The organism is Sphingobium sp. DC-2 (assembly GCF_000722555.1).
In the GTDB taxonomy this organism is placed as follows: domain Bacteria; phylum Pseudomonadota; class Alphaproteobacteria; order Sphingomonadales; family Sphingomonadaceae; genus Sphingobium; species Sphingobium quisquiliarum.
The window spans coordinates 213,156-223,895 of record NZ_JNAC01000075.1 but is presented as its reverse complement, the minus strand read 5'-3'; the positions used below and the strand labels follow the sequence as shown (position 1 = coordinate 223,895).

Genomic DNA, 10,740 nt, shown 5'->3' with positions numbered 1-10,740 from the left:
ATGTTCGACTTGTCCTACAATCTGATCCGGTTCAAGAGCAAATCATGAATGGCAAACCCCTCCGAGGCCCCCGGTCGGACGGTGCGGCGACCCGCGCGCGCATATTGGAAAGCGCTGGCACATTGTTCGCGTCGCAGGGGCTGGCCTCTACCACGAGCAAGGCGATCGCCGCGAAGGCGGAAGTCGACCTTGCCTCGATCAACTATCATTTCGGCAATCGCGATGGCCTCTACCGGGCCGTGCTGGTCGAGGCGCATCGACGGTTTGTACGGCTTGAGGAACTCGAGCGGATATCTGCAAGCCAGGTGATGCCCGAAGAAAAGCTTGGCACGCTGCTCGATGCCATCGTCGGCCGCCTCGCCGGGCCCTCGCATTGGAGTACTGCCGTGCTGGTTCGGGAACTTGCGGCGCCGTCCGCGCATTTTGCCGTCCTGCGCGACGAGGAAGCGCCGCCCAAGCTTCGCGTCGCGCTGCGGATATTGAGCGACGTGAGCGGGATACCCATCGGCGCGCCGGAACTGCTCTGCTGCCTGATCAGCGTGGCCGCGCCATGCGCCATGCTGCTGATCGCCGGCGATAACCTGCCTGCACCGGGCAGGGACATATTGCGGATCGATCGCCGGGCGCTGGCGGACCATTTGCATCGTTTCGCGCTCGCGGGCCTGAACGCTGCCGGGCAGGACTATCGCGCGCGCCATGAGGAAGACAATGCCCAATTGCCAGCCTGACATTCATCCGCGCCAATCCGGGCGGACAGCCGCATTTGTCTTTGGCTTCGTCTTCCTTCTGAAGGCAGTTCTTCGTCGGCTATGGCGAGAATCTGTTCGACTATGACCGCAATGCGACACGCCTCAGGATCGGCGTGGTATTGGCGCGGTAGCCTTGGCGTCCTAGCCTCGTGTAAGGCTATAAAGCACCGAGAGCCGACAAGTAGGCACTGGATTGCCCAAAAATGCGATCTTGGCCCCTTTGGGGACTTTCCGTGAAATGCTAACCTGACATTGCGTTGTGGTCTCCCCGCGCTGCCCGACGGGTCAGCGATCCATGCACTATTTCAATCAGAATGCTTCTGGCCGAGTGTGGCGCCCTTTTGCACCCTGTGGTCGCTGCATCGTCCGATCATCTCAGAGTTATCGGAAGAGGAGGGGGAAGGGAGAAAGCGCAAGCCGTGGAGAGATCGCTGCCGGTAGCTCCATTTCCCCAATCGCGCCTCTGGAGTCAGCAGACGGTCAGATTGGATGTTACCATGCCTGACCTGCTCGCGTTCTCCGACCTGAAGGCGAAGGGCATTCCTTTCACCCGGCAGCATGTAGCACGCCTGATCAAGCAAGGGCGGTTTCCCGCGCCGATAAAGTTGGGCGTCGGGACAAACCGCTGGATATCGTCCGAAATCGACGACTGGATCGATCTGCGTAAAGCCGATCGCGACGCATTATTGAAAGCGCGTGAGGCACGCGCCTAGGACCGCAGGGGCAATTCGCCCATCGCCAACGGTGTAGAACAGCCTCTGGCTGAACTCCGCGCGTTATCTGAACACGCGAATCGCCCGTACCCGCGGTGCATCCATGCGGGTGCCAGTCATGTCGTGACGGGATGCGGCCCCCGGGCATCAGCTGTGCCGGCACTTTTTTGAACATCCTGGAGCCGCGCATCACATGGAATCTGTAGCGCAGTTTGTAGCGCAAAACGCAAAAAGAGAAAATCACCTTGCGGCGATTTCCTTGCATACTATTGATTTCACTAGAGAATTTGGTGGACGCACTTGGGCTCGAACCAAGGACCCGCTGATTAAGAGTCAGCTGCTCTACCAACTGAGCTATGCGTCCACACTCGCTTTCGGATGACCCCTTGGGGTGTCGCCTTGGCGTGGCCGGGCGGTTAGCATTATCCTTCGGCTTTGCAAACAGTAATTTGCTTTGCGGCAGGATTTTTCGCGGATGGCGGTTGCTCAGGCCCAGTTGCCGCTGGACCGGCGGCCTTTGCGCGTGGACCTTTCGATCGCCATGATGATGCCGATGCACAGCATGACCGTCAGCATTGACGACCCGCCATAGGACATGAAGGGCAGGGGGATGCCGACCACGGGGGCGAGGCCCATCACCATCATCAGGTTGATGGCGACATAGAAGAAGATGGTCGTGGTGAGCCCCGCCGCCACCAGCCTTGCATATTTGTCCTGAGTGCGGAGTGATACGCCGATGCCCCAGCGGAACAGCAGCAGGAACGCGCCGATCAGGAATATGCCGCCAGCCAGCCCCCATTCCTCCGCCATGGTCGCAAAGACGAAGTCGGTATGACCTTCGGGCAGATAGTCCAGGTGGCTTTGCGTGCCCTTAAGGAAACCCTTGCCCCACAGGCCGCCCGAACCGATGGCAATTTTCGACTGGCTGATATGGTAGCCCGCGCCCAGGGGATCGCTTTCCGGGTCGAGGAAGATGAGAACGCGGTTCTTCTGATAATCATGTAGGAAGCTGAACGCGATCGGGATGATCGCCGCCAGGGCCAGTCCCGACCCGACAAACAGGCGCAACGGCAGCCCTGCCAGGAACATGACCGTCACTCCCCCCGCAGCAATCATGGTCGCGGTGCCAAGGTCAGGCTGCACCAGGACCAGCGCCCACGGCACCCCGATCAGCACCAAAGCGGGCCAGATGGCGGTCCATCGCCGGATTTCCCCCACCGGAAGCAGCGCATAGAAGCGGGCAACCGCCAGGACGATCGCCGGTTTCATGAACTCCGACGGCTGCAACTGCATGAAGCCAAGATTGATCCACCGCTGACTGCCGCCCGCGACGCCGCCGATCAGTTCGACCACGACCAGCGACACAAGCACCACGCCATAGGCCGGGAAGGCGAAGCGGGCGAAGATTTCAAGCGGGATGCGGCTCAGCACCAGCGCCATGCCGGTGAAGATCACGAAGCGCACCGCTTGGTTGATGGCCCAGGGCGTGATGCTGCCGCCCGCAGAACTGTACAGTACCAGCGTGCCGAAGCAGGCGATCGCGAAGAGAATCCCCAGAACCTTCCAGGGAAATTGGGCCACGGGTTCAGGGACGATGTTCATCGCGCGCCGCCCGGATTGGAATCAGGAGGGGGCGGCGCATCATCTTCCGCAGGCTGCGCGCTGGCATTTTGCGCCGGGGCGGGGGAAGAGGCGTTGCTGGCAGTGGCGTTGGCGGCCTCTGTCGCATTCGCGGCTGCTTGCGGCGGGGCCTCTCCCTTCTCAATGGCCTTGGCGAGGCGGAATGCCGCCATTTGCCGCGCCATGCGCTCGGCAGGGGTGCCGCCCCAGCCCTTTTCCAGAGTCTCCAGCTTCTCCATCGCCTTGGCCTGATCGAACAGGAAGGACATGGTGTCGCTCGCGATCATCGGCGCGTCCTCGATCCGGTTGACGTGGCCGCCATGCTCGATGATGCAGGCGATGGCGTAGCGGGGATTGTCGAACGGAGCAAAGCCCTGGAACAGGGCATGATCGCGCAGCTTGAAGGGCAGGGAGGCATTGCCCCTGACGCCGCCCGCGCGTTCGCTCATGGTGATACGGCGTACCTGCGCTGTGCCGGTCTTGCCAGCCATCATGACGCCGGGAATGCTCATACGCGCCGCGCCGCCGGTGCCGCCGCCGTTGACGACCGCGCTCATGGCGTCGCGGATGGTCACCAGATGCTCCTCGTTCACGCCGACAGGCGCGGGAGCCGAGCGGGACGCGCCATGGAGGAAATTGGGCATCAATTGCCGCCCGGTCGCAAGCCGGGCCGCCATCACCGCCATTTGCAACGGATTGATGAGCATATAGCCCTGGCCGATGGTCGCATTGACGGTGTCGTAGACCTGCCATTTCTGCCCATATTTCTTGAGCTTCCAGGCGGGGTCGGGAACCGTGCCGTAACTTTGGCTGGGGAAGGGCAGCGGGAATTTCTGCCCCATGCCGACACGCCGGGCCATGCTGGCGATGCGGTCCATGCCGATGCGCTGCGCCATCTGGTAGAAATAGATGTCGCAGCTCTGCGCGATGGCGGTGCGCATGTTCACCGCGCCGTGGCCGCGCCGCTTGTGGCAGTGGAACAGTGTGTTGCCGACACGGATCGCGCCAGAGCAGCCGATGGTTTCGGACGGTTTGACGCCCGCTTCCAGCAGCGCCAGCGCCACCATGGGCTTGACCGTCGATCCGGGGGGATAGAGGCCCTGGAGCGTCTTGTTGCGCAGGGGGACATGATCGTCCTTCGACAGCATTTCCCATTCCAGGCGGCCGATGCCGTCGGAAAAGCTGTTGGGATCGAAACTGGGCATCGACGCCATGGCGAGGACGTCGCCATTGTGGCAGTCGATGATGACGACGGAGCCGCTCTGCGTGGCGAGCCGCCGCCCGGCATATTCCTGCAACCCGGCGTCGATGGTGAGCTTGATGGGGTTGCCCGGCGTATCGGGCCGGGTGGTCAGTTCGCGCACGATCTTTCCGCGCGCGGTCACCTCCACCCGTTTCGCGCCGGGCTTGCCCGTCAGTTCACGGTCGAAGGATTTTTCCAGCCCGTCCTTGCCGACCTTGAACCCCGGCGTGATCAGGAGCGGGTCCTTGCGCTCCTCATAATCCTTGGCCGATGCCGCGCCGACATATCCCAGCAGATGGCCGACCGTGGCCCCTGCGGGATAGTAGCGGGAAAAGCCCTGACTGGGCGACACCCCAGGCAGGTCGGGCAGGCGGACGCTGACGGCCGCGAACTGGTCATAGGTCAGCTTTTCAGCGACCTGCACCGGGCGGAATCCCGCCGACTTATCCAACTCTGTCCTGATGCGCTCCACATCTTCGGGCGAGAGCGAGAGCAGCTGCGCCAGGCTGCGGATCGTGCCTTCCGGGTCAGTGACGCGTTCCGGGATCAGGTCGACGCGAAAGTCGGTGCGGTTGTTGGCCAGAGGCCGCCCGTTGCGGTCGATGATCCATCCGCGCCGGGGCGGGATGAGCGTCAGGTTGACGCGATTGCTTTCCGACAGAAGGTTGTATTTCTCATTTTCCGCAATGCTGATCCAGGCCATCCGCCCGATCAGCATCGCCCCGAAACCGGCCTGAATGCCGCCGATCACCATCGCCCGGCGCGTGAAGGTGAAGGACAGGGCGGCTTCGTTGACGGTCTTCTTCTTGAGCCTGGGCAGCTTCATGCCATTACACGCCAGCGGTCGATCCGGGCGCATTGCCGCACCACGAAGGGGAAAAGCAGGATGGTCCAGAGCATCTGTGGCGCGACAAGATACAGGTTGATGTCTCCTCCGCCAGCCATGCGCGCGAACAGCACCCCGCCCGCGATGCAGAAGATAATCGCCAGCGCCGCGATTAGCCAGTCCTGCCGGTAGCTTCGCCAGACCATGCGATGTTCGATGGCGTCGATCCCGATCAGCGTCACCGTCCACAGAAACACGGCCGATCCGATCGGCTGGCCGCTCATCATGTCATCGAACAGGCCGAGCGGCAGGCCGATCCAGGTGCGCCACAATTCCGGCCGCAGCAGCCGCCAGGACAGCAGCAGCAGCAGCCCGAAGGGGGGCATCACCGGCGCCTGCGCGATCACTGGCAATATTGTGACGGCCGAACCCAGCATCACCGTGATCACCGGTGTCCCGTTCAGGCGGAAGGCCGATGGCTGGCGGCCCAGGCGCGGAACATGGCGTAGGTGCGGGTCGATCATGGCGTGATGGCGTTGGCCGCTGCCCCGGCGTCCACGGGCACCGCGTCTGCCGCCGGATCGGTCCGCGTCACGGCCTCTTCAAAGGAACGTTCGACCACCACCGCATCGACCTTCGACGGGTTGGCGAGGGGGACGCCATAGGCGATCTCGCCCTGCGTCCGCACGACGACGGCGACGGGTATGTTGGGCTGGTAGACGCCGCCGACGCCGGACGTCACCAGCAGGTCGCCCGGATGGAAGGGATTGCGCCCCGCCGCCAGCGCCCTGATTTCCAGCGTGCCGTCGCCCAGCCCCGTGGAAATGGCGGGAACGCTGTCATTGGCGCGGCGCACCGGCACGATATTGCTGGTGTCGGTCAGCAGCAGGACTTCCGCCGTGTTGGGCGTCGTGTTGTGGATGCGGCCGATCAGCCCTTCGGGCGCGCGCACAGGCATGCCCGTCCGCACGCCCTGCCAGCGCCCGGCATTGAGGCGGGCGAAGCGGCGCGTGCTGCTGGACGAGGAGGCGATCAGCCGGGCGGTCAGCAGTTCGCTGTCGTCGGTCTCCACCAGTTTCAGCAGCTTTTTGAGGCGGATATTTTCCTGCGCCACCGCCTTGGCTTCGATGATGCGGTTGCGATCCGCCTCCACCTGACGGCGCAGCGCGATATTCTGGGACCCGGCGCGCCAATAGGCGGCCAGCACTTCGTCCAGCGAGCTTGCGCCGCTCACCATGTTGCGCATCGCGATCGACGCCGGACGCGTGATTTCCGCCGTTGCGGTGCGGATCACCGCGAAACCCGTCGGATCGAATATGGCGACAACCACCAGGAGCAGGCCGACGGCGGCGCCCGTCATCGCCACCACATAGCTGGCGAAGAGGCTGTATTGCGCCTTCCGGTTGTGCCCGGGGCGTCGGCTGGGTGGCCGCGCCATCCTGTTTCCCCCTGACCTTAAGCGGTCTGCAACACGCCCCGGAAGATCGGGTCTTCCATCGCCCGGCCCGTGCCGATGGCGACGCAGGTCAGCGGATCTTCTGCGATGGTGACGGGCAGGCCGGTTTCGTCGCGCAGTTCATCGTCCAGCCCTTTCAGCAGCGCGCCGCCGCCGGTCAGCACGATACCCTGATCGACAATGTCCGCCGCCAGTTCCGGCGCGGTATTTTCAAGAGCGATCCGCACGCCTTCCACGATGGTGCTGATGGGTTCCGCCAGCGCATCGGCGATCTGGCCCTGGTTGATGGAGATTTCCTTAGGCACGCCGTTCACGAGATCGCGGCCCTTGATGTGGATCGTCTCGCCGACGCCGTCTTCGGGCGGCTGGGCGACGCCGAACTGCTTCTTGATACGCTCTGCCGTGGCTTCGCCGATCAGCAGGTTGTGATGGCGGCGCACGAAGGACACGATGGCTTCGTCCATCTTGTCGCCGCCCACGCGCACCGATGTCGTGTAGGCGAGGCCGCGCAGCGACAGCACGGCGACTTCGGTCGTGCCGCCGCCGATGTCGACCACCATCGAACCGATCGGCTCCGTCACGGGCATGTCCGCGCCAATGGCGGCGGCCATGGGTTCCTCGATCAGGAAGACCTGGGAAGCACCCGCATTGCTGGCCGCATCGCGAATCGCGCGGCGTTCGACGCTGGTCGAGCCTGACGGGACGCAGATCACGATTTCGGGGAAGCGCCAGGGGCGCGACTTGCCGCCATGCACCTTGGTGATGAAATGCTTGATCATCTGTTCGGCGACGTCGATGTCGGCGATCACGCCGTCGCGCAGGGGGCGGATGGCCTCGATCGAATCAGGGGTCTTGCCCATCATCAGCTTGGCGTCGTCGCCGACCGCCTTCACCCGCTTCACGCCGTTCAGCGTCTCCACCGCCACGACAGACGGTTCATTCAGCACGATGCCGCGCCCGCGAACATAGACGACGGTGTTCGCCGTGCCGAGATCGATAGCCATATCCTGGGAGGAGAGTTTGAAAAGTCGCGAGAAGATCGACATGCCTGTTCCTGTTCAGCCCGGTCATCCCGGCGACGCGAACCGGGGCGTTCGGAGGTGCCTGCCACGTTCCGCCGCCCCTGTCATCATTCCCTGCGGCGAGGTAAAATTTTCGGGGGGTAACGGCTCGCGGAATGCGCTCGCTTGGGCTAGTCACTAATCAATGTCAATACGCCGTCTGCCCGAACATCTGGTCAACCGCATCGCAGCGGGCGAAGTGGTCGAAAGGCCCGCCAGCGCGCTCAAGGAAATCGTAGAAAATGCGCTGGATGCCGGTGCGCGCCGCATCGCCATCCGCCTGAGCAATGGCGGGCTGGACCGGATAGAGGTCAGCGACGACGGCTGCGGCATGACGCCGGAAGAGATCGCGCTGGCGGTGGAGCGCCATGCGACATCCAAGCTGCCCGATGACGCGATAGAGAATGTGTCCACCCTGGGCTTTCGCGGCGAGGCGCTGCCTTCCATCGCCAGCGTCGCCCGCCTGTCGATCGACAGCCGCCCGGCGGGCAGGGACGGATGGAACCGGACGCTGGACAATGGCGTGCTGGTGTCCGAAGGGCCTGCGGCCCTGCCGCCCGGCACCCGCGTGACGGTGGAGCAGCTGTTCGCCCGCGTGCCAGCGCGCCGCAAGTTCCTGCGATCGGCAAAGGCGGAATATGCCGCCTGCATCGATTGCGTCCGCCGCCTTGCCATGGCGCATCCGGCGGTCGCCTTCAGCCTGGAGCATGACGGCCGCCGCGCGCTGGGCGTGCAGGGCGGCGAGGGCAGGGAGGACCGGGTCGCGGCGCTGACCGACCGGGCGCTGGCGGACAATCATGTCGTCGTCAGCCTGGAGCGGGAGGGTATCCGCCTGTCGGGCGTCGCCTCGCTCCCCACCTATAATCGCGGCGTCGGGGACCATCAGTTCCTGTTCGTCAATGGCCGCCCGGTGCGCGACCGCCTGCTGGTGGGGGCGGTACGCGGCGCCTATGCAGACATGCTGGCGCGGGACCGGCATCCGGTCGTCGCGCTGTTCCTGGACGTTCCGCCGCTGGAGGTGGACGTCAACGTCCACCCCGCCAAGACCGAGGTGCGCTTTCGCGACCCGGCGCTGATCCGCGGGATGATCGTGTCCGGGCTGCGCCGGGCGCTGGATGCGGAAGGATTTCGTTCCGTGCAGCAGGCCGATGCCGCCGGGCTCGCGGCCTGGAAGGCTGAACCCGTGTCGCCAACGCCGATCAGCGCCATGCCGATCTTCGCGGCGGCGGAGGCTTATGTGCCCGTTTCCGCGCCGCCATCGCCGGGGGTTGCCGATCGCCGCGCGTCCTTTCTGACGCCGCCGCCCCAGGCCCGCGCGGAACCTGCGGCCGCGCCCGCGCCGGAAGGGCAGAGCTTTCCGCTGGGGGTGGCGCGCGGCCAGGTCGCCCGCACCTATATCGTGGCGGAGGCGGAGGACGGGCTCGTCATTGTCGACCAGCATGCCGCGCATGAACGGCTGACGCTGGAGCGGATGCGCCGTGCGATGGACGGGCAGGGCGTCGCCGCCCAGGCGCTGTTGCTGCCCGAAGTGGTGGAGCTGGACGAACCGGCCTGCGACCGGCTGGAGGCGCGGATCGAGGAGTTGAAGGCTTTTGGTCTGGAGCTGGAGCGCTTTGGCCCTTCCGCCATGCTGGTGCGCGCCACGCCCGCCATGCTGGGGCAAGGCGATGTGCAGGGGCTGGTGTCGGATCTGGCCGATGACCTTGCCGCCTATGACAGCGCGCTGTCGCTCAAGGAGCGCATCGATCTGGTCGCGGCGACGATGGCGTGCCACGGGTCCGTCCGGGCCGGGCGGGTGCTGAGCGTCGCGGAAATGAACGCATTGCTGCGCGAGATGGAAGTCACGCCCCGCAGCGGCCAGTGCAATCATGGGCGGCCGACCTGGGTGAAGCTGGGGCATGGGGATATCGAGAAGCTGTTCGGGAGGAAGTAGGGGGCCTCGTAATCCTCGCTGCGCCGCAGGCGTCGGAAGGGGGAGGATTTTATCTCCGTCTATCGATGGGCAGGATTTTGGGGCATAGCAGTGGCATGAAACGCATCCTGTTCCTGCTTGCCCTTTGCGCGCTTCCGTTTCCCGTTTCGGCCGCAGCGCCAGCCGCCGATCCGTGCAAGGACGCGCCGTTTCCGCCAGAGCCGTGGACAAGCTGGATGCAGAGCGGTGCGGAAATGGCGGCGGGAGAGGCGCATTCGGCGCCCCGGCTGATCCTGGGCAAGCCGGTCGTCGCGGCGCTGCGGCCTGCGGTGCAGGTTCAATATGCGGTGAAGCCGGAAAAGCTACGGCCCAAAAGCTATGGCGGCCTCTTCACCCTGTCGGTCAAGACGGCTGCGCGGGTGGGAGTCGGGCTTTCGGGGCCCGCCTGGGTGGACATCGTCACCGGCGATCAGGCCGTTCCTTCCATAGCCCATGGCCATGGGCCGGAATGTTCCGGCATCCGCAAGATCGTCTGGTTCGACCTGCCCGCTGGCGTCCACCTTTTGCAGATCGCGGACTCACCGGCGCGGGAAGTGCGGGTGATGGCGGCCGACGCGATCGCCAACCAGCCGCTGCCGCCGCCGCCATCCGGCCGGGATTTTTGACGGTGGAGCAGCCGCTTCGGTCAGGCGGGGCGAGTGCGGAACATGGCGATCGGCATCATCGTCATCACCGTCTCGTCATTCTGGTTGATCAGCGCTGCCCTGCTTTTGACGATGCCCATTTCCGGGCGGCTGCGGGACAGCTTCTTTTCCACCGCTTCCGATGTGCCGCGCAACGTGTCGCCCGGCCGCACCGGCTTTAGCCAGCGCAATTCGTCGACCCCGATCGCGCCCAGACTCGCGTCCTGATGGCCGGACGCCTGCATATGGGTGACGAACATCTTCATGAAGAAGGCCGTGCTGTGCCAGCCGCTGGCGGACAGGCTGCCGAAATGGGTTTGCGCCGCGGCCTCGTCCGACAGATGGAAAGGCTGGGCGTCATATTCGCGGGCGAAGGCGATGATCTCTTCCCGGCTGATGGTCAGCGGGCCGAATTCGACCCGGTGGCCGATAAGGACGTCTTCGAAATAGATGGTGTCGCCCATAGGCTGGTAACTC

Annotated in this window: 10 protein-coding genes, 1 tRNA gene and 1 pseudogene; 5 read left to right on the top strand and 7 right to left on the bottom strand. The window is 64.6% G+C overall.

Annotation, left to right across the window (positions count from 1 at the left end; genetic code table 11):
* The first annotated feature begins 44 nt into the window (after positions 1 to 44).
* The 3 genes and pseudogenes from ET21_RS0117005 (at position 45) to ET21_RS0117000 (ending at position 1,462) form a co-directional block, all read left to right on the top strand.
* Complete coding sequence (locus ET21_RS0117005; RefSeq protein WP_013846808.1) at positions 45 to 728, top strand: TetR/AcrR family transcriptional regulator; 684 nt, start codon at positions 45 to 47, stop codon at positions 726 to 728.
* 77 nt (positions 729 to 805) lie between these two features.
* Positions 806 to 880 (top strand): annotated as a pseudogene (locus ET21_RS27795) (phospholipase); the annotation flags it as partial.
* Positions 881 to 1,246: 366 nt separating this feature from the next.
* Positions 1,247 to 1,462 carry an AlpA family transcriptional regulator gene (locus tag ET21_RS0117000; RefSeq protein ID WP_013846807.1) on the top strand — a complete coding sequence of 72 codons (216 nt, stop codon included), beginning with the start codon at positions 1,247 to 1,249 and terminating at the stop codon, positions 1,460 to 1,462.
* A 288-nt stretch (positions 1,463 to 1,750) separates the two neighbouring features.
* On the opposite strand, the gene ET21_RS0116995 is transcribed toward ET21_RS0117000, so the two are convergent.
* The 6 genes from ET21_RS0116995 to ET21_RS0116970 form a co-directional block, all read right to left on the bottom strand.
* A tRNA-Lys gene (locus ET21_RS0116995) sits at positions 1,751 to 1,826 on the bottom strand.
* 122 nt (positions 1,827 to 1,948) lie between these two features.
* Positions 1,949 to 3,064, bottom strand: a complete 1,116-nt coding sequence (gene rodA / locus ET21_RS0116990; RefSeq protein ID WP_021239536.1) for a rod shape-determining protein RodA — start codon at positions 3,062 to 3,064, stop codon at positions 1,949 to 1,951.
* Positions 3,061 to 5,151 (bottom strand): penicillin-binding protein 2, encoded by a 2,091-nt coding sequence (gene mrdA, locus ET21_RS0116985; protein WP_030540628.1) that lies wholly within the window; start codon positions 5,149 to 5,151, stop codon positions 3,061 to 3,063. Before mrdA ends, rodA begins: the two co-directional genes overlap by 4 nt.
* A complete protein-coding gene (gene mreD / locus ET21_RS0116980; RefSeq protein WP_030540627.1) occupies positions 5,148 to 5,675 on the bottom strand; it encodes a rod shape-determining protein MreD in 528 nt (175 codons plus the stop codon). The genes mrdA and mreD overlap by 4 nt, the downstream gene beginning before the upstream one ends.
* Entirely contained in the window at positions 5,672 to 6,589 is a 918-nt protein-coding gene (gene mreC, locus ET21_RS0116975) for a rod shape-determining protein MreC (RefSeq protein ID WP_030540626.1), read from the bottom strand. Before mreC ends, mreD begins: the two co-directional genes overlap by 4 nt.
* A 17-nt stretch (positions 6,590 to 6,606) precedes the next feature.
* Positions 6,607 to 7,653: a rod shape-determining protein gene (locus tag ET21_RS0116970; RefSeq protein ID WP_007685698.1), complete on the bottom strand. Its 1,047-nt coding sequence runs from the start codon at positions 7,651 to 7,653 to the stop codon at positions 6,607 to 6,609.
* Between the two features lie 160 nt (positions 7,654 to 7,813).
* Here ET21_RS0116970 and mutL point away from each other — a divergent pair, with 160 nt between their 5' ends.
* Positions 7,814 to 9,601 carry a DNA mismatch repair endonuclease MutL gene (mutL, locus tag ET21_RS0116965; RefSeq protein WP_030540625.1) on the top strand — a complete coding sequence of 596 codons (1,788 nt, stop codon included), beginning with the start codon at positions 7,814 to 7,816 and terminating at the stop codon, positions 9,599 to 9,601.
* Between the two features lie 95 nt (positions 9,602 to 9,696).
* Entirely contained in the window at positions 9,697 to 10,245 is a 549-nt protein-coding gene (locus ET21_RS0116960; protein WP_030540624.1) for a hypothetical protein, read from the top strand.
* Between the two features lie 20 nt (positions 10,246 to 10,265).
* Here the strand turns inward: ET21_RS0116960 and ET21_RS0116955 are convergent, their stop codons facing one another.
* Positions 10,266 to 10,727 carry a MaoC family dehydratase gene (locus tag ET21_RS0116955; protein ID WP_030540623.1) on the bottom strand — a complete coding sequence of 154 codons (462 nt, stop codon included), beginning with the start codon at positions 10,725 to 10,727 and terminating at the stop codon, positions 10,266 to 10,268.
* Between the last annotated feature and the right edge of the window lie 13 nt (positions 10,728 to 10,740).

Bases quoted from the DNA above. Each gene is read 5' to 3' on its own strand.
- ET21_RS0116970 (WP_007685698.1), bottom strand. From the start codon at position 7,653: ATGTCGATCTTCTCGCGACTTTTCAAACTCTCCTCCCAGGATATGGCT.
- mrdA (WP_030540628.1), bottom strand. From the start codon at position 5,151: ATGAAGCTGCCCAGGCTCAAGAAGAAGACCGTCAACGAAGCCGCCCTG.
- rodA (WP_021239536.1), bottom strand. From the start codon at position 3,064: ATGAACATCGTCCCTGAACCCGTGGCCCAATTTCCCTGGAAGGTTCTG.
- mreD (WP_030540627.1), bottom strand. From the start codon at position 5,675: ATGATCGACCCGCACCTACGCCATGTTCCGCGCCTGGGCCGCCAGCCA.
- ET21_RS0117005 (WP_013846808.1), top strand. From the start codon at position 45: ATGAATGGCAAACCCCTCCGAGGCCCCCGGTCGGACGGTGCGGCGACC.
- ET21_RS0116960 (WP_030540624.1), top strand. From the start codon at position 9,697: ATGAAACGCATCCTGTTCCTGCTTGCCCTTTGCGCGCTTCCGTTTCCC.
- mreC (WP_030540626.1), bottom strand. From the start codon at position 6,589: ATGGCGCGGCCACCCAGCCGACGCCCCGGGCACAACCGGAAGGCGCAA.
- ET21_RS0116955 (WP_030540623.1), bottom strand. From the start codon at position 10,727: ATGGGCGACACCATCTATTTCGAAGACGTCCTTATCGGCCACCGGGTC.
- ET21_RS0117000 (WP_013846807.1), top strand. From the start codon at position 1,247: ATGCCTGACCTGCTCGCGTTCTCCGACCTGAAGGCGAAGGGCATTCCT.
- mutL (WP_030540625.1), top strand. From the start codon at position 7,814: ATGTCAATACGCCGTCTGCCCGAACATCTGGTCAACCGCATCGCAGCG.